The organism is Marinobacter sp. ATCH36 (assembly GCF_023555055.1).
GTDB lineage: Bacteria > Pseudomonadota > Gammaproteobacteria > Pseudomonadales > Oleiphilaceae > Marinobacter.
This window is the reverse complement of sequence record NZ_JAMJPL010000004.1, coordinates 162,460-184,899: the sequence shown is the minus strand read 5'-3', so window position 1 is coordinate 184,899 and position 22,440 is coordinate 162,460. Positions and strand designations below refer to the sequence as shown.

The 22,440-nt window shown below is 57.2% G+C and carries 18 protein-coding genes and 4 tRNA genes; 13 read left to right on the top strand and 9 right to left on the bottom strand.

The genetic code is table 11. From position 1 onward, the window contains the following. Positions 1 to 40: 40 nt before the first annotated feature. The 6 genes from M8010_RS13920 (at position 41) to gspD (ending at position 6,550) form a co-directional block, all read left to right on the top strand. The gene (locus M8010_RS13920; protein ID WP_250092165.1) at positions 41 to 601 is read left to right on the top strand and encodes an FxsA family protein; all 561 of its coding nucleotides are present in this window, start codon (positions 41 to 43) and stop codon (positions 599 to 601) included. Between the two features lie 161 nt (positions 602 to 762). Next, positions 763 to 1,050, top strand: coding sequence for a co-chaperone GroES (gene groES / locus M8010_RS13915; protein ID WP_114613282.1), 288 nt, complete (start codon positions 763 to 765; stop codon positions 1,048 to 1,050). 64 nt (positions 1,051 to 1,114) lie between these two features. Next, a complete protein-coding gene (groL, locus tag M8010_RS13910; RefSeq protein ID WP_250092157.1) occupies positions 1,115 to 2,767 on the top strand; it encodes a chaperonin GroEL in 1,653 nt (550 codons plus the stop codon). Positions 2,768 to 2,904: 137 nt separating this feature from the next. Beyond that, positions 2,905 to 3,711, top strand: a complete 807-nt coding sequence (gspN, locus tag M8010_RS13905; RefSeq protein WP_250092150.1) for a type II secretion system protein N — start codon at positions 2,905 to 2,907, stop codon at positions 3,709 to 3,711. Positions 3,712 to 3,716: 5 nt separating this feature from the next. Continuing rightward, positions 3,717 to 4,565: a type II secretion system protein N gene (locus M8010_RS13900; RefSeq protein ID WP_250092148.1), complete on the top strand. Its 849-nt coding sequence runs from the start codon at positions 3,717 to 3,719 to the stop codon at positions 4,563 to 4,565. Between the two features lie 32 nt (positions 4,566 to 4,597). Then, positions 4,598 to 6,550 (top strand): type II secretion system secretin GspD, encoded by a 1,953-nt coding sequence (gene gspD, locus M8010_RS13895; protein ID WP_250092146.1) that lies wholly within the window; start codon positions 4,598 to 4,600, stop codon positions 6,548 to 6,550. A 21-nt stretch (positions 6,551 to 6,571) separates the two neighbouring features. Here gspD and M8010_RS13890 read toward each other — a convergent pair whose 3' ends face one another. From M8010_RS13890 to purE, 6 genes are all read right to left on the bottom strand, one after another. Next, entirely contained in the window at positions 6,572 to 8,533 is a 1,962-nt protein-coding gene (locus M8010_RS13890) for a M48 family metallopeptidase (RefSeq protein WP_250092144.1), read from the bottom strand. An 11-nt stretch (positions 8,534 to 8,544) separates the two neighbouring features. After that, a complete protein-coding gene (locus tag M8010_RS13885) occupies positions 8,545 to 9,132 on the bottom strand; it encodes a LemA family protein (RefSeq protein WP_250092143.1) in 588 nt (195 codons plus the stop codon). A 44-nt stretch (positions 9,133 to 9,176) separates the two neighbouring features. Next, positions 9,177 to 11,243, bottom strand: coding sequence for a putative bifunctional diguanylate cyclase/phosphodiesterase (locus M8010_RS13880; protein ID WP_250092141.1), 2,067 nt, complete (start codon positions 11,241 to 11,243; stop codon positions 9,177 to 9,179). Positions 11,244 to 11,500: 257 nt separating this feature from the next. Next, positions 11,501 to 12,079: a superoxide dismutase [Fe] gene (gene sodB / locus M8010_RS13875; protein WP_250092134.1), complete on the bottom strand. Its 579-nt coding sequence runs from the start codon at positions 12,077 to 12,079 to the stop codon at positions 11,501 to 11,503. A gap of 80 nt (positions 12,080 to 12,159) precedes the next feature. Further along, positions 12,160 to 13,278 carry a 5-(carboxyamino)imidazole ribonucleotide synthase gene (locus M8010_RS13870; protein ID WP_250092128.1) on the bottom strand — a complete coding sequence of 373 codons (1,119 nt, stop codon included), beginning with the start codon at positions 13,276 to 13,278 and terminating at the stop codon, positions 12,160 to 12,162. Between the two features lie 164 nt (positions 13,279 to 13,442). Next, positions 13,443 to 13,934 (bottom strand): 5-(carboxyamino)imidazole ribonucleotide mutase, encoded by a 492-nt coding sequence (gene purE, locus M8010_RS13865; RefSeq protein WP_250092121.1) that lies wholly within the window; start codon positions 13,932 to 13,934, stop codon positions 13,443 to 13,445. 178 nt (positions 13,935 to 14,112) lie between these two features. Here purE and M8010_RS13860 point away from each other — a divergent pair, with 178 nt between their 5' ends. The 5 genes from M8010_RS13860 (at position 14,113) to M8010_RS13840 (ending at position 16,838) form a co-directional block, all read left to right on the top strand. Further along, positions 14,113 to 15,117 (top strand): GumC domain-containing protein, encoded by a 1,005-nt coding sequence (locus tag M8010_RS13860; RefSeq protein WP_250092113.1) that lies wholly within the window; start codon positions 14,113 to 14,115, stop codon positions 15,115 to 15,117. A 117-nt stretch (positions 15,118 to 15,234) separates the two neighbouring features. Further along, entirely contained in the window at positions 15,235 to 16,113 is an 879-nt protein-coding gene (locus tag M8010_RS13855; protein WP_250092111.1) for a DUF2846 domain-containing protein, read from the top strand. A gap of 409 nt (positions 16,114 to 16,522) precedes the next feature. After that, positions 16,523 to 16,598 (top strand) — tRNA-Val (locus M8010_RS13850). A 69-nt stretch (positions 16,599 to 16,667) separates the two neighbouring features. Further along, positions 16,668 to 16,744, top strand: a tRNA-Asp gene (locus M8010_RS13845). A gap of 18 nt (positions 16,745 to 16,762) precedes the next feature. Next, positions 16,763 to 16,838, top strand: a tRNA-Val gene (locus M8010_RS13840). 8 nt (positions 16,839 to 16,846) lie between these two features. Here the strand turns inward: M8010_RS13840 and M8010_RS13835 are convergent. Then, positions 16,847 to 18,253 (bottom strand): 3-oxoacyl-ACP reductase, encoded by a 1,407-nt coding sequence (locus M8010_RS13835; RefSeq protein ID WP_250092110.1) that lies wholly within the window; start codon positions 18,251 to 18,253, stop codon positions 16,847 to 16,849. Between the two features lie 41 nt (positions 18,254 to 18,294). On the opposite strand from M8010_RS13835, the gene M8010_RS13830 reads away from it, so the two are divergent. Then, complete coding sequence (locus M8010_RS13830; RefSeq protein WP_250092109.1) at positions 18,295 to 19,632, top strand: acetyl-CoA C-acetyltransferase; 1,338 nt, start codon at positions 18,295 to 18,297, stop codon at positions 19,630 to 19,632. A gap of 101 nt (positions 19,633 to 19,733) precedes the next feature. Beyond that, a tRNA-Met gene (locus M8010_RS13825) sits at positions 19,734 to 19,810 on the top strand. A gap of 51 nt (positions 19,811 to 19,861) precedes the next feature. On the opposite strand, the gene M8010_RS13820 is transcribed toward M8010_RS13825, so the two are convergent. Together M8010_RS13820 and M8010_RS13815 are read right to left on the bottom strand one after the other, a co-directional pair. Continuing rightward, on the bottom strand, positions 19,862 to 21,337 hold the full coding sequence (locus M8010_RS13820) for an amidase (RefSeq protein ID WP_250092108.1): 1,476 nt from the start codon (positions 21,335 to 21,337) through the stop codon (positions 19,862 to 19,864). 29 nt (positions 21,338 to 21,366) lie between these two features. Continuing rightward, positions 21,367 to 22,374, bottom strand: coding sequence for a hypothetical protein (locus M8010_RS13815; RefSeq protein ID WP_250092094.1), 1,008 nt, complete (start codon positions 22,372 to 22,374; stop codon positions 21,367 to 21,369). Positions 22,375 to 22,440: the final 66 nt, after the last annotated feature.

Sequence of the window (22,440 nt, the reverse complement as noted above, 5' to 3'; positions counted from 1 at the left end):
ACCGCCGCCGCAACCAGACACAGGATCCCGGGAGGCTCTTTTGGGCGTTTTTCTGTTTTTGTTTATCGTCATGCCAATTGTGGAAATGACGATTCTGATCAAGGTGGGAACCATTATCGGCGCCCTGAATACCATCGGCCTGGTGTTGTTGACGGCCATTATTGGTGCGGCTCTGCTCAGGCAGCAGGGGCTTGCAACCTTGCTGAAGGCGAATCAGCGGCTCAATAGCGGCGAACTGCCGGCGAAGGAAGTGGCAGAGGGCCTGATTCTTGCGGTGGGTGGCGCCTTGCTGCTGACGCCCGGTTTTGTCACTGACACCATTGGTTTTCTGTGCCTGATTCCCGGCTCCCGTCACTGGCTTGCAGCTCAGGCTTTGAAGCGCATGGTAGTGGCAGGCCAGGGTAGCAGTTTCACCTTTACCGCCGGCCAGCGCGGACCGTTCGAAGGGCAGGGGCCTTTTGGTGGTCGCGAGGGTCCGTTCGGCCGTCAGAACCCTTTCGATAGGAACGATGACATCATCGAGGGTGAGTATCGCGATGAGACCGAACGTGATCATCAGCGTCTGGACCGCAGCGATGACGACTCATCAGAAAAAAAGTGAAAATTTTTTTCGCCAAGTATTGAAAACCAATGCGCCACCCCCACATAGGTCTCACAAGTTCGCTGCGGGCTAATAACCGCTGTAAAACAGTTGGTTAAAGGCCCCGGCTTTTAACGCAACCATCATTGCCAAACCTAACCTGACATTGGAGATATCGAGCAATGAAAATTCGTCCACTACATGACCGTGTTGTCGTGCGCCGTAAGGAAGAAGAAGAGAAAACAGCTGGTGGCATCGTGCTGCCGGGCAATGCCAAGGAGAAGCCGTCCCAGGGTGAAGTGATCGCCGTAGGTAATGGCCGCATTCTCGACAATGGCGAAACCCGTGCACTGGCGGTCAAGGTGGGTGACACCGTGGTCTTCGGCCAGTACGCCGGCAATACCGTGAAGATTGACGGTGAAGACCTGCTCATTATGAGCGAAAACGACATTTTCGGCGTTCTCGAGTAAGTCTCGGTTACGCAGCAATCCGATTGAACAATCAAATTGGGTTTAACGAACAGGAATAGAAGACATGGCAGCAAAAGACGTTAGATTCGGTGACAGTGCCCGTAAACGTATGGTTCAGGGCGTTAACGTTCTGGCAGACGCAGTAAAGGTTACCCTCGGCCCGAAAGGCCGCAACGTGGTTCTGGACAAGTCCTTCGGTGCGCCGACCGTTACCAAGGACGGCGTATCCGTGGCCAAGGAAATCGAACTGAAAGACAAGTTCGAGAACATGGGTGCCCAGATGGTCAAGGAAGTGGCTTCCCAGACCAACGACACCGCTGGTGACGGCACGACTACAGCGACCGTTCTGGCCCAGGCTATCGTTCGTGAGGGTATCAAGGCCGTTACCGCCGGCATGAACCCGATGGACCTGAAGCGTGGTATCGACAAAGCGACCGTCGCTGCTGTTCAGGCGATCCGTGACCTGTCCAAGCCTTGTGACGACAACCGCAACATTGCCCAGGTAGGCACCATTTCTGCCAACGGCGACGAGACCATTGGTCAGCTGATCGCCGACGCGATGGGCAAAGTCGGTAAAGAAGGCGTTATTACCGTTGAAGAAGGCCGTGGCCTGGAAGACGAGCTGGACGTGGTTGAAGGCATGCAGTTCGACCGTGGCTTCCTGTCTCCGTACTTCATCAATAACCAGGAAAACATGTCCACCGAGCTGGATGACCCGTACATCCTGCTTGTCGACAAGAAGATCTCCAACATCCGCGAACTGCTGCCGGTGCTGGAATCTGTTGCCAAGGCGGGCAAGCCGCTGATGATCATCGCCGAAGACATTGAAGGCGAAGCGCTGGCAACTCTGGTAGTGAACAACATGCGCGGCATCGTGAAGGTGGCGGCTGTGAAGGCGCCTGGTTTCGGCGACCGTCGCAAGGAAATGCTGCAGGACATCGCCATTCTGAGCGGTGGTACTGTGATTTCCGAAGAGGTTGGCCTGACTCTGGAGAACACCACTCTGGATGACCTGGGTACTGCCAAGCGTGTGAACATCACCAAGGAAAACACCACCATCATCGATGGCGCTGGTGCCAACGCCGATATCGAAGCCCGCGTTGAGCAGATTCGCAGGCAGATCGAAGACAGCTCTTCCGATTACGACAAGGAAAAGCTTCAGGAGCGTGTGGCCAAGCTGGCTGGCGGTGTTGCCGTCATCAAGGTAGGCGCCGGTTCTGAAACGGAAATGAAAGAGAAGAAAGCCCGCGTTGAAGACGCTCTGCACTCCACCCGCGCTGCGGTTGAAGAGGGTGTTGTACCGGGTGGTGGTGTCACCCTGATCCGTGCCATGGCCGCACTGGATAAGGTGGAAACCATCAACGAAGAGCAGAAAGCTGGCGTGAACATCCTGCGCCGTGCCATGGAAGCTCCGCTGCGCCAGATCGTGACCAACGCCGGTGGCGAAGCCTCCGTTGTTGTGAACAGGATCCTGGAAGGCGAAGGTTCCTACGGCTACAACGCCGCTACCGAAGAGTTCGGTGACATGCTGGAAATGGGTATCCTTGACCCGGCGAAAGTCACCCGCTCTGCCCTTCAGGCTGCCGCTTCCGTGGCTTCCCTGATCATCACCACCGAGGCGATGATTGCGGACGAGCCTGAAGAAGAAGGCGCCGGCGGCGGTATGCCGGACATGGGTGGTATGGGCGGAATGGGAGGCATGGGCGGCATGATGTAATGCCGGCCTGACCCAGACCGTTTCTCTTAAAACCCCGCGTTGGTTCACACTGACGCGGGGTTTTTTGTTTTTTTGTCATGAACTTGCGAAAGGGCTTTGCTAGACTCGGCAACTGCTATTCATCGTTGTGACACTGTATGAGCGAAACCCCTGCAAAAGCCTTTCTCAGACCCGGCAAAGTCTTCCTGCTGACCCTTGCCGGTGTGCTGGTTTATCTGCTTGCGTTGGTGGTTCTTGTCCCCGCCGGATGGTTGTGGCACCAGGCTTCGGCTCACATTCAACTTCCGCCGGAAATTCAGGTCAGGCAGGTTTCCGGTAAAGCATGGTCCGGTGCTGCTGGTGCAGTGGTTGCCGGCTATCCGGTCCGGCTGGAGTGGGAGCTTGGCTTCCCATCCGTATCCGAGTTGTCGTTGCCGGTGGTATTTTCACTGGTGTCATCGCAGTCGTCGGTTGACGGCCGTGTCAGCTTAGGCTGGCAAGGTTCTGGCACTCTCTCCGGCACTCTGGATGCAAGAGGAAAGCTGGCGGTAGCCGAGTTTGAGGACTTGATCCGCCGCAGTGGTGGCGCGGTGATTGAGGGGGATGTCACCATCGACGAGCTGGGTCTGTCCTGGCAGGACGGCCGGCTTACCAGGGCTGAAGGTCTGGGCCGCTGGGCAGGTGGCAAGGTTACCTGGCCCATGGGTAACAGTGTCGGGCAGGCCGATTTTCCTCCCATGCGCGCCACGCTGGACAGTACTGTCGATGGCGTTGCCCTGGTGGTTTCGGAGCAGGGCGGTGACGGGCCCGCGGCGGACGCGGAAATACGCTGGAATGGCATGATGGATCTACGGGTATACAAGCGCATGGTGGATCTGGCTGATCAGCCGTGGCCGGACTCGGCCAGCCCGGACGATGTGGTTTTCCGGGTCAGGCAACCACTGATTCCGGGGGGTGCCCTGTGATTGTCGTGGCATCGGCCTTTGGTGGCTATCGAATTCCGCGCCTGCTGGCCAACCTGTTACTGCTCGGCCTGGTGGTTTATCTTGCCTGGGTATTGGCGCAGACTACCTGGTTGATTGCCTGGGATGAGCGCCCGGTTGCGGTGGCGTCGTCCGCTGCCGCCAACGGCGGAATATCCAGCTCTTCAAGGCGTATGCAGCCCATGGCCGCCCACGAATTTTTCGGCCGACCCGAGGGGGCAGCCAGAGTGGCTGAGGTGGTTCGCCGCTCGGCACCGGAAACCCGGCTTAATCTCAGGCTGGAAGGGGTTCTGGTGGCAGAGCGCCCGGAAGACTCCGGTGCTATAGTGGCGGGAAGCAATGGCGTCACGGAGCATTATCGCGTGGGTGATGTCCTGCCTGGCAACGCGGAGCTTTCGGAAGTGGAACCTGGCCGCGTTCTGATTCGCCGGAATGGGCAATATGAAAGCCTGACCTTTGATGACGAGGTGTCGGCAGAACTGGTTGAGGATGTGGAAGATGTGCCGGCAGCCTCCTCGCCGGAACAGTTCCTGAGCGAAGCCAGGGAACAGCTTGACTCCCAGGGGGTTGCCGCTCTTGCGCCGTATGGTTTAAGCCTGGCGGGCAATGACGGCAGCTCCGGTTACGTTTACGATGGCTCCAGTGCCATGCTCAATGCTGTCAGCCTGAGGGCGGGTGACGTTATCACCGCCATCAATGGTCAGCGTCTCGGTGACATTGAACAGGACATGGCGCTGTTGGAGAGTTGGCGGTCCGAGCCGCAACTGGAAATCGAAATTGAACGGGACGGATCCATTCTGACTGTAAGCTATGCCATACCTGAACAGTGGCGCTGAACAGATTTAACAATACAGGACAAGAACGCCAGATGCTGAACCACAGATCCAATCTATTCCGGGCTTTTGTAGTGGCCCTGTTGTTGCCACTGATGTCGCTTGCTTACGGGCAGGATGAGACCTGGCGGTTAAACCTCAAGGATGCGGACATTCGCGCTTTCGTAACCCAGGTGGCGGACATCACCGGTTACAGCTTCGTGGTGGACCCGCGGGTAAAGGGCAAGGTCACGGTGTTGTCCAGTGCCCCCATGAACAAGGATGAGATTTACGATCTGTTCCTGGCGGTGCTGCAGGTGCATGGCTTTACCGCCATCCCCGGTGAGGAAGTGATCAAGGTGGTTCAGCAGGTGGATGCCAAGCAGTCGGCTGAATCGCTGGACCGATTCACTGAGGTGCCCTCGGAACAACTGATCACCCGGGTTATCCAGATCGATAACGCCAATGCCCTGGAGCTGGTGCCCATCCTGCGGCCGCTGGTGGCAAAGTATGGCCACCTGGCAGGTGTTGCCGCGGCCAATGCCCTGATTGTCAGTGATCATTCCTCCAATATCCGCCGCATCGAACAGATTGTCAGAGAGCTGGATAGTCCTTCCAAATACGAGGTGGAGGTAATCCAGCTGGAAGAGGCCTGGGTCGGTGATATGGTGGAACTCCTGCAGGAGCTGGCACCGGATGAGCTTGGGCGTGGTGGCGGAGAGAATGCCGCACGCAAGTACAGTGTGACTGCGGATGAGCGCAGTAACCGGTTGATTCTTCGTGGCGATGAAACCTTCCGCGATAAAATGCGCTCCCTTATCAAAAAACTTGATCAGCCCTCCGCCACCGGCGGCACCACCAAGGTGATTCGCCTGAGCCATGCTGATGCGGAGAACCTGACGGAAATCCTGAAGGGGGTTATGGGGGAACTGGCCAAAGAATCTACCGGTTCCGGTGGCTCGTCCTCTGGCGGTGGCTCTGGCAGTGGTCGCAACACCGGTTTTGCGGTCTTTGCCGATGAGGGTCTGAACGCACTGGTGGTGCGTGGCGAGCCGTCGATGATGCAGGAAGCTGAGCAAATTGTGCAGGCACTGGACGTGCGTCGTGCCCAGGTGATGATTGAAGCGGCCATTGTTGAAATCAGTGATGAGCTGGGCCGGGACCTGGGTGTTCAGCTTGCTGTGGGTGACGAGTCGGGCGAGTCCACGCCGGTGGCGGGCACCAACTTCAATAACGTTGGCCGTAGCCTGGGGGATGTTCTCGGTGCCATTCTTTCGGATTCGTTCATACAGCCTGCCACCGGCGGTATAACCCTTGGTGCGGGCCAACGGAATGAAAACGGTATTTCCTGGGGCGTCCTGCTACAGGCGCTGTCCACGTCCGCCGCGGCAAACCTGCTGTCGACACCGAGCATCATTACCCTGGACAACCAGGAATCTGAAATTATTGTTGGTCAGAACGTGCCTTTCCGTACCGGGCAATCGACGGTCACCGGTGATGGCACTACCAATCCGTTTACCACCATTGAGCGCCGGGATATCGGCCTGACCCTGAAAGTAACGCCAACTATCAGCGCCGACGGGCTGGTACGGCTTGTTGTGGAGCAGACTACCGAGAACATTGGTGACAGTGTTGAGTCAGCTTCGGACATCATTACCAACAAGCGGGAAATCAAGACCACCGTACTGGCGGACGACGGGGAAACCATCGTTCTTGGTGGCCTGACAACGGACGATCTTCAGATCAACAAAAGCAAGGTGCCTCTGCTGGGCGATATACCCGTGCTTGGCCGGCTGTTCTCGTCGGAATCCGAGCGCCGGGTGAAGCGTAACCTGCTGGTGTTCCTGCGGCCCACGATCATGCTGGGAAAAGCCGAGTCGATCGCGGCCACGGATGAGAAGTTCCAGAGTCTGTGGGAAATCAATCTCGGGGTGCGTCGCAAGCTGGGGCTGCCGGATCCTGAAAATCCGCCCACGAAAGACTCGCTGTTCAACCCCAGCAATGACTGAGCCTCTCTGAGGCCTCTTGGTTCACGCCTTCAGCGGCGGCATCGGGCAATCGAGCTGGTCCGCGACAAGGCGGATCAGTTCGTATTCGCTGGTATTGACCTTGCCGTCTGCCATCACGCAATGGCCACAGGCATCGATAATGCCGGGTTTGAGCAGGGGGGACAGGCTGTTGAGGGTCAACAGTGCCTGCCGCAATTTTGTGACTGACACCTCCGTAAGCAACTCCGGTTTTTCTCCTTTCGAAACAAAGCCTGCCATGGCTTCCTCAAAGAGGGTTTGTCTGTTGCGACCATCGTCTGCGCCGGCCCGCGCCATCAGGCTCAGCACCACCTGCAACTGGGTTGTCACTGGCCGGTAGCTGCGATAGCGCACCGGTACTACCCGCGCCGAATCCTCGGCAAGGTGGCGACGAAGAAAGGTGTGCATGGCCAGTTCGAAGAGGCTCAGGCGGTTATCGGCCCTGATCAGTACTTCCGTGCTGTCCATCAGCAGGCCTCGCTCGTCCGGGTCCAGCTTTCGCAGGGCAGGCATGGCCAGCTCCAATGCCGGGAAACGCACACCCTGGCCCAAGGAATCCAGTGCAGGTAACAGTTTGTCTAACAGGCCCGGATTGGGGGCAAAGATCGAACCAGCCTCAATCAATGCCAGCCTTTGCTTTCTCGCCTCTGGCGGCAGTTGGCAGATTAACAGGGCGTAGCACAGCTGGATGGCACCGGCGCGGGTATAAAGCAGGTTGCGGAAGGTTGACGGCAGGCTGTTCAGGAGGGACACCGCGTAGTCTTCACTGCGCTGGTTAACCGTACCCACCGTATCTGACATCTCCTGCGTGGACTGGTTGGCCAGCGGCGATGTACTGCCTGTGCCTCCACTCCCAAAACCGGCTGCGCCTTGCGCAAGCGGAGAGCTTGCAGAGGGGGAGCCAGCGGATCTCAGAGTTGCCTCTGGCTCGGTGTCCCTGAGTCGGCTGCGAAGGCGCGCAAACATGCCGGGCTGGATGGCCTCGATGCGTTCCTGGACCGGAGGGTGAGACGCCAATAGAGCGGTAAACTTCATCCGGGTACTTTCGCCGAAACACATATGGTTCATGTCGCTGGCGTGGCTGGTGGTATCGAGATAGCCGCCTTTGAGGCCGATTTTGAACAGCGCGCCGGCGATGCCCTCGGGGTTGCGGGTAAACTGCACGGAAGAGGCGTCCGCAAGCATTTCCCGTTGCCGCGAAACAGCGGATTGTATCAGCCGCCCAAAAAACACGCCGACATAGCCGATTACCAGCAGGGCCAGCCCTACGAGACCGAAAATTGCCTGGCCACGTCTGTCCCGGGATGCTCTTGTGGACATGCCGGTGCGGTAGAACGATATGCGTAGCAGGAAAGCGCCAATCTGTCCGATCATGAGAATGCCGGCCAGAATTGCGATCAGCCGAACATTGAGTCGCATGTCACCATTAAGAACATGGCTGAATTCATGGCCAACCACGCCCTGAAGCTCGTCACGGCTCAACTGGGTGAGGGCGCCATGGGTTACCACCATAACCGCTTCACCGGGCGTATAGCCGGCCACAAAGGCATTTATGCCGGTTTCGTGGTCCATCACGTAAAGGTCCGGAACGCTTACGCCGCTGGCAATCGCCATTTCCTCGACAATGTTGCGTAACTTGCGTTCGTCGGCATCCCGGGTGTCCGGGTCGATGGCCCTGGCGCCGACCATTTTTGCCACCCGGTCACCGCCACCGGCCAGGTCGGCCCAGCGGATCAGTGAACCAATCCCGATAAGGCCAACCACCGCAAGCGCGGTATACAGGCCATGACGGCTGATCAGCCAGTCCGCAAACGCCAGCCCGGTGGTTTCGCTGCGGGTAACCAGGTAGCCGACGAGACAGACGCAAAGGGTGATAATGGTCACCGCCGCCAGAAACAGGATGACGAGTACCCCTGTATTCCGGCGGGCACTGGCCTGACGCTGGAAAAACCCCTGGTGTGCCATGACAACCGGCCTCAAAAGGCGACTTGCGGTGCCTGGCGGGCCTCAGGAGATTCCAGTTCCAGCTGGGAGGAAGGTTTGAAGGCGAAGAATCCGGCCACGATGTTGTTGGGAAACTGTTCGCGGGAGATGTTGTAGCTCATCACGCCGTCGTTATAGGCCTGGCGTGCGAATGATACCCGGTTCTCGGTACTGGAGAGCTCTTCCATCAACTGCTGGATGGTTTCATTGGCTTTCAGTTCCGGATAGTTTTCCGCCACTGCGTAAAAATTGGCAAGCGCCTTGGAGAGCATGTTTTCGGCACTGCCGAGGCGCTGGATCTTGCCGCCATCCGCGGGGTCGCCGGCGGCATCTTTCTGGGCACTGACGGCATTGTTGCGGGCTTGCATTACCTCGGTGAGGGTGTTGCGCTCGTGAGAGAGGTAGGCCTTGGCCGCCTCTACCAGATTGGGAATCAGATCATGTCGGCGTTGCAGTTGGACATCAATCTGGGCAAACCCATTCTTGAACTGGTTACGCAGGGAAACCAGACGGTTGTAGATAAATACAATATAGACAACGACGACCGCAATAACGATCAGGCCAATCAGCGTGGTACCCATGGCAACTCCTTGCGTGCTCGAGGATCAGGTTGGGTGGTCAATACTCAGGCGTTATTTTCCACGATTTTACTGTGAAAGCGGGCGACGAACCTCTCAAAATCGAGGGGTTTGAGTGGTTTGCTGAAGAAATACCCCTGCGCCAGCTGGCAACCTCTCTGAGCGAGATAGTATTCCTGTTCCGCCGTTTCCACGCCTTCCGCCACAACGGTGAGGTTGAGGCTCTTGCCAAGGTCGATAATGGTATTGGCGATTCGGGTATCTTCTTCGTTCACCAGCAGATCGCGGATGAACTGTTTGTCGATCTTCAGATGCTGAACCGGCATACGCTTGAGGTAGGTCAGCGACGAGTAACCGGTACCGAAGTCGTCCACGGCGATGCTGATTCCGGCGCGATGCAGGCGTTTCAGCTTATCCACGGCTTCTTCCAGGTTAGTCATGAAGCTGGTTTCCGTTACTTCGAGCTCCAGCCTGCCAGCGGGGATATTGTGGCGCTTCAGGGTGTCCAGGATGTCGTCCACAATGGAGTCCTGCCGTAGCTGGACTGCGGAAAGGTTAACGGCAATCCTCAGCGGCATACTATTGCTGGCCCAGCGGGCGGCTTGCCAGCAGGCCTGCTCAAGCACCCATTGTCCGATTTCCACGATGCTGCCATTCATCTCGGCTACGGGTATGAAGGTGTCTGGCGGAATGAGGCCCTTTTCCGGGTGTTCCCAGCGTATCAGTGCTTCGGCGCCGATAATGCGGTGGGTTTCCAGGTTTATCTGTGGCTGGTAAACAAGATGGAACTGATGACTGTTGAGCGCAACGGAGAGATCTTTCTCGAGTTGCTTGCGCTCGCGGATTTCCTGGTCAACGCTGGCAACATAAAACTGGAAGTAGTTGTGCCCGCTTTCCTTCGCCAGTGCCATGGTTTGTTCGGCGCTTTGCAGTAACCGGTCACCCTTTTCAGCGTCGCCAGGGAACAGGGCGATGCCCAGGGTCGCCGTCATGGTGACGGTCTGGTCGTCAAAACTCATGGGGCTGCTCAGGGCCCCCAGAATCCTGTCTGCGGTGTTCGCCGCCTGGAACCCGTCCCGCAGCCCTTTTTCCACGATAACGAACTGGTCACTGCCCAGGCGGGCAATGGTGAAGCGGGTGCCGCCCAGCGTCTGAGTGAGGCGATCAGCGACGGCCTGAAGAATCAGGTCACCGGTGCGGAAGCCACATTGCTCGTTGACGGACTTGAAATCGTCAATGCCACAGCAGATCAGGGAAAGCACGGAGTTGCCGTTTTGCGCCTCTTCAATATCCGCCTGCAGGAGCTCCATGAATGTGTCGCGGCTGGGCAGGCCGGTTAGCTGGTCGTATCTGGCGAGGCGGTTGACCCGGTCCTCTGCCTCCCGGTGGCGGGTCTGGCTGTCACCAATGGCCACCAGCAAATTGTTGGTGGCATTTACCCAAAGCCCCAGTTCGTCGTTCTGGTGGCCGTGGGGCAGGTGGATGAGGTTGTCGTCCGGGTGGTCCGGATCCACCTGCTTGACGGACTGGACAATTTTCAGCAATGGGCGTGTCAGCAGCAAGTGGAAAACAACAAAGAGTGCCATGCCAAGAATGATGGCAATGGCGATACCGGAACCGAAGGTTACCGAAGCGCGCTCGAGCCAGGTGCCGGCAGCCGTACCGGTGTCATAGTGCAGTTCAAGATAGCCATAAACGTTGTTGCTGCCAGAGTTGCCGCTGCGGGAAAGTTCCTGGCGATAGCTTCGCTCGGAATCAAAAATCGGGTCGGTTATCGGTCGGAATGGGCTTTCCTGAAGTGGGCGTTCACGACGACCGAGCGCTTCACCATCCGGATGGGTAATCCGTGCCAGACGAATGGATTCCTGGGCAAAAAGGCCATCGACAACCTGCTGTGCGAGATCGGAATCAATGCTGAAAACGGCCTGGGTTGAGGCGTCCCTGACCAGTGCCATGGTCTGTTGGGCTTGCGCATCAAGTGAAGCAGATACCCGTCGTGCATCAAGGATAACCTGAATAGTGCTGACAAGAATGCCGCTGATCAGCGCAACAGCCAGCACCCATCGCAGTACCCGGTACCCCAGGCGATGTTCTACCTCAAAGGAATTTTGCATGAAGGCCTGTGTGATTCGTTCCAACTGAATGAGACCCGGCACCGCATTCCAGTGGTCAAGGGTACTCCTGATTCATTATTTTGCTAACAGTATGGTTCAGTTTTCAGCAACTGCTTACAGTATCGGCAATTTTTCCAGATAATTCAGGGTTCAGCTGTATCATTTTGTAATGCCGGTTTCATGCCAGATACAAAAATGCCCGCGTTAGAGCGGGCATTTTGGGATGCAGTTTTCACTGCGAACGATCTGTAGCGTGATCAGGCCAGGTTTTTATTGACAAAATCCCAGTTGACCAGCTTCCAGAACGCTTCCAGATAGTTGGGGCGCGAATTACGATAATCGATGTAATAGGCGTGTTCCCAGACGTCAACGGTCAGTACCGGCTTGTCGGCAGTGGTCAGCGGCGTTTCGGCATTGCTGGTATTCACAATGCCAACGCTGCCGTCTGCTTTCTTCACCAGCCATGTCCAGCCCGAACCAAAGTTGTTGGCGGCTTTGTCGTTGAACTCTTTCTTGAAGTCTTCGAACGAGCCAAAGGCTTTTTCGATGGCGTCTTTGGCGGCACCGGTTGGTTCACCACCACCGTTCGGGCTCAGGCAATGCCAGTAGAAGGTATGGTTCCAGACCTGGGCTGCGTTGTTGAACAGCGGGCCACTGGCGCTCTTGATGATGTCTTCGAGCGACTTGTTGGCGTTGTCTGTGCCTTCGACCAGGCCGTTGAGCTTGGTTACGTAGGTGTTGTGATGTTTACCGTAGTGATACTCAAGGGTTTCCTGAGAGATGTGCGGTTCCAGTGCGTTCTTTTCATAAGGCAGTGCGGGAAGTTCAAATGCCATGAGGTCGTTCTCCCTGATTCTCTCTGTTTATGTGACTTTGTGTGACTGTGTCTGTAAATATAGGGGTGGTTTCGGTTATATCAACCCCTTGCCGTGAGAGTGCTGTTGAACTCCGGACAGGCGGGCAAAAACTGGGCGCAGTTTTTCACCCGCCAAACCAATTCTTCGTAGCTGTCTGCCAGAACGGTCACATGACCCAGTTTCCGCCCCGGGCGCTCGCCTTTGTTGTAGAGGTGAGGATGAGCGTAAGGCAGTTCGAGGATTCGTTCAATATCGCCATGCTCGGCAATGATATTGATCATGCAGCTGACGCCCCGTGGCTCCGTGCTTCCCAGTGGGTGGCCGCTGACCGCGCGAATATGGTTCTCGAACTGGCTGGTCATCGAGCCTTCAATGCTCCAGTGGCCCGAGTTGTGAACCCGCGGAGCCATCTCGTTAGCCACCAGACCCTCAGCTGTTTCAAACAGCTCAAGCGCCAGCACGCCGACGTAATCCAGCTCGTTCAACAGCGCTTTGATATAACGCTCGGCGTCTTCCTGGATGTGTTTTTCAAGCTTCGGCGCCGGGGCAATGGAGTAGCGCAGGATGCCTTCATGATGAGCGTTTTCGGCAATGGGATAGAAGGCGAGTTCACCGTCTTCGCCACGCACGGCAATGATGGAAACCTCGCGACGGAACTCGACGAATTTTTCAACGATCAGACGCGGGTGGCCGATGGAGTTCCAGGCCGACTCCGCGTCGTCCGGGGTCTTCAGAACTGCCTGGCCCTTTCCGTCGTAACCTTCGGTATTGGATTTGGCCACGACCGGGCAGCCGAGTTCCTCGGCAGCAGCCTGAAGGGATTCCGCGCTGTCCGCTATTTTCCATTCTGGGGTCGGGATACCGAGTTCACCGAAAAGGCTTTTCTCCAGTTCGCGGTTTTGGCAAACCTTCAGTGCGCGAGGGCAGGGGTGAACCGTTTTTTCTTTGACAATGCGTTCGGCGACATCTACGGGTAGATGTTCAAACTCGTAAGTGACGCGGTCTACGCGGGAAATAAAGTCGTCCAGGTACTGGCCTTCGCGGTCAATAATAACTTCACCGAGCCCGGCACTGGGGCTACCCGACATATCGTAGAAAACAAACGTCTTGGCTAGCGGGTACCCAGCCAGCGCCAGCATACGCCCAAGCTGTCCAGCCCCTAGAACACCAATTCTCATCCGTCATCTCCTGCCATCAAAGGCATCTGCAAAAGTTCGGGGAGAGGGTGGGGAATGTTTTCCAAAACTGTGCGGAGCCATGGATGGCGGAGCCCAAGCGTACATGGACGTATTTACAGCGTGTTTTGGAAAACATTCCCCACCCGCTCTTGCACCCAGGCCGATTATTGGTCACTGGGATCAGGATTATCCAGAATCGTCTGTGTCTGATTCGCACGGAATTCATCAACGGCTTTGCGGACATCGTCCTTGAAAGTGCCAATGATCTGGGCAGCCAACAGGCCGGCGTTGGTGGCTCCCGCCTTGCCAATCGCCAAAGTACCGACCGCAATACCGCCGGGCATCTGTACGATGGACAGCAGCGAATCAAGACCGTTGAGTGCTTTGGACTGTATTGGAACACCGAGGACCGGCAGAGACGTCTGCGAGGCCACCATGCCTGGCAGATGCGCAGCGCCGCCAGCGCCCGCAATTACGACTTTCAGGCCACGGTCGGAAGCGGTTTTGGCGTAATCAAAAAGCAGATCCGGGGTGCGGTGGGCAGAGACTACTTTGGTCTCGTAAGGCACGCCCAGCTTATCCAGCATCTCGGCGGCGTGTTCCATGGTGGGCCAGTCTGACTTCGAGCCCATGATGAGTCCTACAAGCGGCTGCATATGCAACAGTCCTGATGTGTGAGAAAGCCGGACATTGTATGTAAGGCTCTGTAGCCATGCAAATAACGGATGGTGCGGGGGTAAAATCTCCCATCGTTACTGGCCTTGATTTTGCTGCGTCGCAAGGTACGGGTATTATCAGGCGTTATTACCTTACCGTCCATATCCTGGAGCTGTTATGGAACCGATCCGTCCGGATGATGATGAAGTACGCACTGGCACCGCAGATACCAAGCGGGAAGAGGGGTTGTCTGCCCAACGGGAACCACGAGGTGGCGCAAAGGCAGCCAGTGACAAACGGCCAGAAGCACCGAGGCGCAGCGCTGCTGGCGGTGGCGGCACCCAAAAGCCGACAGGCAAGCCCGGTAAGACCTCCGGAGGTGGCGGTTCTGGCCGCGGGATGATGCTTATTGGCCTTCTGGTCGTTGCAGGTGCCGCCGGTGCTGGCTGGTATCAGCAGGAGCAGCGAATCCAGATGCTGGAAGGTCAGTTGGAGGAAGCGGACTACTGGGCGCGTCAAAGCAAGCTGGCATTGGCGCGGTTTGAGGGTGATCTGTCCGAAACCGGCGAAAGCCTGCAGGAAAAAGGCCAGTCTATTGAAGACAGGCTGGCTGGTCACGATGAACGCCTGGATACAGCGGATAGCGAGATCCGGAAGTTGTGGGGCGTGGCCAATGATCGCAACCGCAAGCAGTTGGATGATCATCAGTCGAAGCTGGAGTCGTTACGGGCGGATGTGGACAGCGGCAAAAGCGAAAGGGATGCTCTGGCAACGTCAGTGGGCAACCTGGAGAGTGATATCGCGTCAAGGCTGGAAGATGTCAAGGCAGACCTTGAAAAGCAGATCATTGCGGTGCGTGAAACCGGCCAGGAGAATGCGTCGAGGCTGACCACGCTTGACGAATCCCTGGCAGGTATCGACAAACTCGTTGAACGTCAGCTGGTGCGCTTTGAACGTGAGCAGAAACTGACCATTGATGGCCTGGAGAGCCGGATTGCGGCCCTGGAAAAAGAAACTGAAGATCTGTCCAGTAGCGGGCAGCTGAACTCGGTCCGTAATGACCTGAAAGAGCTGGAGAATACAGTCTCGGCGATTGATTCATCCCGTTCCCAGTTGACCTCCAGGTTGGTGCGGCTGTCTGAAGAAGTGAATAACTTGCGTTCGCAGATCTCGGGCCAGTAAAACGCCCGGCTCTGCTTTGTAACAGTTTGTATTCATCCCTTGCGGTAGCTCTCAGTTCCGCGAGTGTGCAGTTGTTATGATCGGGACAACTCGCCAAAGGATGAAGAGTAAACAACAATGAAAACCCGATTTCTTTTTCCCGGACTCTCCCGTTTGCTGGCAGTCGTGGTTATGGCGGCTCTGCTGGTTTCCGGCTCCGGCTGCACGGTTTATCAGTCCATCGGCAAGAGCGTGGGCTCCTTTCTACACCCGGTGTTGGGACATGATTTTGTCCATATAGACAACGATCAGTGGGACCGCAGTAATGCGGTTCTTTATTTCTACCGCACCCATTCCCAGTGGGCTGCCGATGAGATAGAAGCCCCGAGCGTCTATATCGACGACAACCACTACTTCAATATCCGTAACGACAGCTTTACCTGGCTCGAAGTGGCCCCTGGAGAGCGTCACATTGCCATCCGCCGGCCACTGTTGGGGCTTGAGGGGCTGAACTCCTTCAGTCTCAGCCTGATTGCCGATGCCGCGTTGAAGGTAGAGCCGGGGAAAATCTACTATCTGCGATACAACGAACTGGAAGGGCCAGAGAGCTCTCATCCTGAGTTGGCAGAAGACCACCCCCTGACGTCCGGTGACGTGCAGCTGGTCACGCGGGAGTACGCCATGCAGGCAGACGAGATCGTTTCCACCCGCTTTCTCAATAGCGACCTGCTGGCTCCGAACCATGCCGCCGCATCGATTGTGGAGGTCAATGAAGACGGCGATTACGAGCGTAACCTGGCCTTGCTGGAAGAAGAGCGTGAAGCGGAGATCGAGCGCCTCAAGGCAGAAGGGAAATATGAAGATGCCCCTTGGTACTGGCCGTTTGGTGGCGGGCCTACAGTGCCGTTGGAAAGTGACCGCAAGCTGCGGGAGCTGGAACAGGATTACGCCGCAATTGAGCAGGAGCGTGAGCGCAGGGAAGAGGCGGAAGCCGGTGATAGCTGGTGGATATTCTGAGGGCGGAATCAATGTCCACGGTGAATTGTTGTTTCCGGCTCCGGTTACTAGACTGTTGGTAGACAGTCACGACAGGGGCGCTGAGACATGTCGCATAAGGATTCGTTACAAACCAGGTTTCGCCGGTTTTCTGAAGCGGTTCTTCCGGGAGCTCTGGGCAGCGTCAGTGAAAAGATTGGGCATCTCAGAAAACGACTGGACCATCTGAACTGCTCTCTTGCGGAACGAGCATTGCCCCAGAATCGCCGGTCGCGGGTCAGTGAGCTCTCGCTGAGTCGCAAAGCTGAACTTGCCGGACAGAAAGTCGTAAAACCCCAAGAAAAAATTTGACACCGTCAGACAAATGCTTAAAATGCGCGTCTCACTTGGTCGAGACAGGAATTCTGACTCGCCAGTGTGCTGCGAAAGTGGGCGGTTAGCTCAGCTGGGAGAGCATCGCCCTTACAAGGCGAGGGTCACTGGTTCGATCCCAGTACCGCCCACCACTTTTCAGCATCACCGGGCCACCCCGCCCGGTTTCAGATCCCTGAGGCCTTTCAGGTCGGGATTGATGCGGAGCGGTAGTTCAGCTGGTTAGAATACCGGCCTGTCACGCCGGGGGTCGCGGGTTCGAGTCCCGTCCGCTCCGCCATTTTTGTTTCCAGATCCCGGGTGGTTAGCTCAGCTGGGAGAGCATCGCCCTTACAAGGCGAGGGTCACTGGTTCGATCCCAGTACCACCCACCATTTCCCCTTTATTTCCCGATCAACGACTGCCCGCAAACCCGAACGACGTTCCCGTTAACACCATTTGATCCCGGGTTGCAGTACCATGCTATGGCTTCGGCCACGTCTATTGGCAAACCACCCTGAGACAGACTGTTCATGCGCCGACCAGCTTCGCGAATGGTTATCGGCATGGCGGCGGTCATCTGGGTTTCGATGAATCCGGGTGCTATGGCATTGATGGTTACACCGTGTTTCACCTGTTTTGCCATGGCTTCCACATAGCCGATGACCCCGCACTTGGCGGCGGAGTAGTTGGTCTGGCCAAAGTTACCGGCGATGCCGCTGATGGAAGAAATGCATACGATGCGGCCGTTTTCACGTAGCAGCTCCTGGTGCATCAGTTCCTCATCAATCAGCTCTTCTGCCGTCAGATTCACGGCAATGGTCATGTCCCAGAAGTGCTCCGGCATATTGCCAAGGGTCTTGTCCCGGGTGATGCCGGCATTGTGGATGACCAGGTCAATGCCGCCGAAATGCTCTTTCACAAAATCCGCGATCTGTACGGGTGCTTTCTCGTCGGTTATATCACAGGCCAGGGCCTTGCCCTTGAGCGGATTCATGACGTTTTGCAGGTCTTCCATTGCCGGCGGAATGTCCAGGCCGATTACCATTGCCCCGTCCCGGGTCAGGGTTTCGGCAATGGAGGCGCCAATGCCCCGTGAGGCACCGGTTACCAGGGCGACTTTCCCGGTCAGTGGTGCGACAGGGTTGGTGGCTGGCGCCTCTGTACTCTTGCCGATACGAGCCACCTGGCCGGACACATAGGCTGACCGGGCAGAGAGGAAAAAGCGCACACTGGAATCCAGCTGTTTTTCCGCGCCGGGTGCCATCCACAACAGGTTGGCGGTTGAACCTTTCTTGCCCACTTCCTTGCCAACGCTGCGGACAAAGCCTTCCAGCGCCTGATGGGCCGCCGCTTTGGCTGGTTGGCGGCAGGTGGCCGGGTCCTGCCCGATAACCAGAACGCGGCCATTGCCCGCGAGTTTACGGATAGTAGGATGGAAGAAGTCGTAAACTGCTCTCAGGTCCGTGGTGTCTTTCATGCCGGTGGCATCGAACACCAGGGCCGAGAATTTCCGGTCAGTGTCGGTATTGAGAGGCAGCGGTTCGGCCTTGTTGCCGCTTTTGGAAGAATCGTTCAGAGTATCCACAGCACTGGCATGGAAAAGCTTCGCAGGGCTGGCGCCAAGCAGGCTGCCAACAGCGGCGATGGCTTTGCTGCCATTGGCTGCGCCGACCAGTACATCGCCTTCGATAAATGGTTGGTCTGCGCGCTTCCAGCGTTTCAGGTTGACGGGTGAGGGCAGTCCCAGCGACTGGGCAGCGGTTCTGCCCACCGGGGTATTGACGAATTTCAGATAACGATCAGACATGGCATTTTCCTTTCGTACACTTGTTCAGACAGGACATCATCATGGCACAGGCACCGAAAAGCACCCAAAAGAAAACCACGGCACCAAAAAAGACTGCGGCGGCAAAGAGTGGCGTTTGCCGGGTCGCGGTTATTGGTGGCAACCGGGTCCCCTTTGCCCGTTCCAATACGGCTTACAGCAAAGTCAGTAACCAGGAGTTGTTGACCGCCGCGCTGCGGGGTCTGGTTGATCGCTTTGGCCTGCAGGGGCAGCGTGTTGGGGAAGTGGTTGCCGGGGCCGTCATCAAGCACTCCAGGGACTTTAACCTTACCCGTGAGTCTGCCCTCAGCAGTGGTCTGGCGCCGGAAACACCCGCTTACGACATTCAACAGGCGTGTGGAACCGGCCTGGAAGCGGCCATTCTGGTGGCCAACAAAATTGCTCTCGGGCAGATCGAGTGTGGTATTGCCGGTGGCACCGACACCACGTCCGACGCGCCCATTGGCGTTGGTGAGGGCCTGCGGGAAATCCTGCTGGACCTGAATCGGGCCAAGACCGCCGGTGAGCGGCTGAAGATTCTCAGCCGCTTTCGTCCGGGGCATCTGAAACCGGAAATTCCGGAAAACGGTGAGCCCAGAACCGGACTGTCCATGGGCGGCCACTGCCAGATCACGGCCCATGAGTGGTCCATTCCCCGCGACGAGCAGGACAAACTGGCCTATGAAAGCCATCAGAAACTGGCCGCTGCCTACGAGGAAGGTTTTTTCAAGGACCTGATGACGCCCCTGGCCGGCCTTGAAAAAGACAACATTCTGCGCCCGGACACCACCCTGGAGAAACTGGCGACGCTCAAGCCCGTGTTCGATCGGGAAAACGGCACCATGACAGCTGCCAACAGCACTGCGCTGACTGATGGCGCCTCCTGTGTGCTGCTGGCCAGTGAAGAGTGGGCCAGGGCCAACAACATGGAGGTCAAGGCTTACCTGACCTTCTCCGAAGTGGCTGCGGTGGATTTCGTCGACAAGAAAGAGGGCCTGCTAATGGCGCCGGCCTACGCCGTGCCGCGTATGCTGGAAAAAGCCGGGCTGACCCTGCAGGATTTTGACTTTTATGAGATCCACGAAGCTTTCGCTGCACAGGTGCTCTCTACCCTCAAGGCGTGGGAAGATCCGGCTTTCTGCAAGGACCGGCTGGGGCTGGATAAGCCGCTGGGCAGCATTGATCGCAGTAAGCTGAACATCAAGGGCAGCAGCCTCGCTACCGGCCATCCTTTCGCCGCCACTGGCGGACGCATTATCGCCACCCTGGCAAAGCTGCTGGAAGAAAAAGGCAGCGGCCGTGGCCTGATCTCCATCTGTGCCGCCGGCGGGCAGGGCGTGACAGCGATTCTGGAGCGGTAAGTTATCGGAAAAAGTCATTTTCCCCTTTGACAGGTAAGGTTTTGCCCCGTACTATGCGCACCTCGTTGATCGGCGCATTACCCGGTTAACCACCAGTTTGATGCGGGGTAGAGCAGTCTGGTAGCTCGTCGGGCTCATAACCCGGAGGTCGTAGGTTCGAATCCTGCCCCCGCTACCATTTGGAAAAGCCGGTCACCACACCGGCTTTTTTGTGGGCGTCTGGAAAGTGTCAGAATCCTTCCGGTGTCCTGAACCCCGCCAATCCCTCCAGTTCCAGTAACTCCGCAAACCGAATCGTGGTCAGGTCCATTCCCGGCGCACCAATCACCTGTATGTTGAATGGTAAGCCTTCCCTGGTTTTGCCAACGGGCACTGAAGTAGCGGGCAGGCCAAGGAGTGTCGCCAGGGCAATCCAGCAGAACTGGTCCATGTATGCCCGGGGCTGGCCGGCGACGGTAATTTGCCGCTTGAACACCGGGTGGCTGTGATCGTGCCGGATGGCGGTGGTTGGTGTGATCGGCGTCAGGAGCACATCGAATTCATCGAACAGGGAGGCTATCTCCGCCCGCATCTTCTCGCGCATTTCACTCCAGGCCATCCACTGGTACACCGGCTGATTCACCCCGCGGCCATATTCGCCGATATAGGCGGTCACTGGCCCGAACAGGTGCAACCACCTCTCCAATCGGGCGATCCACTTCATTTGCCGACGTTGGGCCGGTTTCAGGGAGGTGCTCAGCAGGCTGCCCATCAGGTTGAAGTAGGCGGGCAGGATGTGTTCCAGGTTCAACAGGGTGTGCCGTGCCTGCGCCACCAACGCGCCCCGGCTCTCCAGGTCGCGGCCCAGTTGTTTGTATCCGTTCACCAGTTCGTCATCGACCGGGCACAACGGGTCTTTCAGCCACAGCCCCACCCGGGCCTGTTCAAGGGAATCAATGGGCGCCGGTGCCATGGCCAGCTGCCAGCTGTTGCGCTCCCGTTCGCCCGGGCCGGCAATCACCTTCAGTAGCAGTTCCAGATCTTTCGCCGAGCGCGCCAGGGGGCCGCCTTCTGCAAGGTCGGGTCGGGACTGGGTACCCGGAGGTCCGGGAATATGGCCACGGAACGAGACCAGGGCCCGTGATGGTTTGTGGCCGAAAATGCCGCAGAAGTGAGCCGGTGTGCGGATGGAGCCGGCCAGGTCGCTGCCTACTTCCAGTGGCGTCATGCCGGCTGCCAGGGCCGCCGCAGCGCCGCCGGAGGAGCCGCCGGGCGTGTACGCCAGGTTGTGGGGGTTGTTGGTGATACCAAAGAGTTTGTTGTAACTCTGGAGGTCGGTGGCGTAGATGGGAACGTTGGTTTTCCCCAATATGATGGCGCCGGCATCTTCCAGGCGCTGAACCACGTCCGCATGCTTTTCCGGCCGGTGATCTTTCAGTGCCGGCGCACCTGCCGTACAGGTCATTCCCGCCACTTCCCAGGTGTCCTTCAGGGTTAATGGAAGGCCATGGAGCGGGCCAACAGATTCGCCCCGTGACAGCGCTTCATCCGCCTTTCGGGCCTGTTCCAGTGCTTTTTCTTCGTCCAGTGTCACAACTGCGTTAATGGTGCCGTTGTGCTCGCGGATTCTGTCCAGAAAGGCGCGGGTAACGTCCATGCTGGTTAGCTTGCCGTCCTTGAGGTCGCTAACCAATTCGGTGGCGGAACGATAATGCAGTGGGCTCATGGTGTCCTCGTTGTTTTTGGCCGGGGAGGTCAGCTCAGTTCGCTGCGCCAGTGCTTGACCTTCACTTGTGACTTGACCGCATCCAGGATCTCGACAATCAGGTTGATCAGAGCTTCGTTGGGAGCTTCTTCCTGGGCGTTTTCATCCGGTGAGGGCAGGAATACATTCACAATGTCTTCGATAAATGCGTGGTTGGACGCGGACGCCAGGTCCTCGAGGATCTGGTGGATCACGTCTGCAACAATGTCTCCGACGGCATCTTCCAGGGTTTCCTGGATGGTGGGCCCGACGACTGGCAGATATTTCAGCCGCGACAGCTCCAGGTTCTGCTTGAGGGCATTGTCCACGCGGGTTTCCAGGTAGCTTCGCAAGGCACCGCGATTAGGCACGTAGCCTTCCTGTGCGGCTTCCGCCACGCGCTGCGAAATCCAGTCCGAGAGCATTTCCCGTCTGGGGTAGAGAATGTCGTTCTGGATGCGTTCAAACAGCGGGGAGCCACGGCGGATTTCGTCCTGGGCGCCGGAGAGTACCTTGATAACGATCCGGTCAGAGAGTTCTTCCAGAAAGGCTTCGTAGTAGAAATTGAAGAACTGGAAGGCTCTGGTCTGGGTAAAGTCGATGACTTTGTACTGGTGCAGCCTGTAGACAATGGAGATTACCCTCAATATCCGCAGGAAGCGGAAGGTACCGACGGGAATACAGCCGATGATGTCGTACCAGTGAATGAAAGGATAGAAGTACCAGCGGTCGTATATCTTGGCCTTGATGGCGTAGCCCCAGCGCACAACGAACTCGGTCAGGAAGATGCTGACAAATATGAGGTCGTAGAAGAGAAAGTTTTCGTGGATGGGGTGGTAGAGTTCTTTGATGGCAGGGGCGTTGTCAGCCAGTAGGTTCTGGATGCCGGCGAAGTTATAGATGGAGTCGAAGATGATGAAGGCCAGGTTGATGATGAGCAGGCCCAGCATCAGGAAGTCTATGACGAACCAGATGAGTTGGTGGCTGGTTTTCAGGTTTTCTCTGTTTATCTTTAGCATTCATTGGTCCAGGACTTCGAGTTTGGAGATTGCACGCTTGGGTGCAGGCAAGCCCCGGGCAAGGCC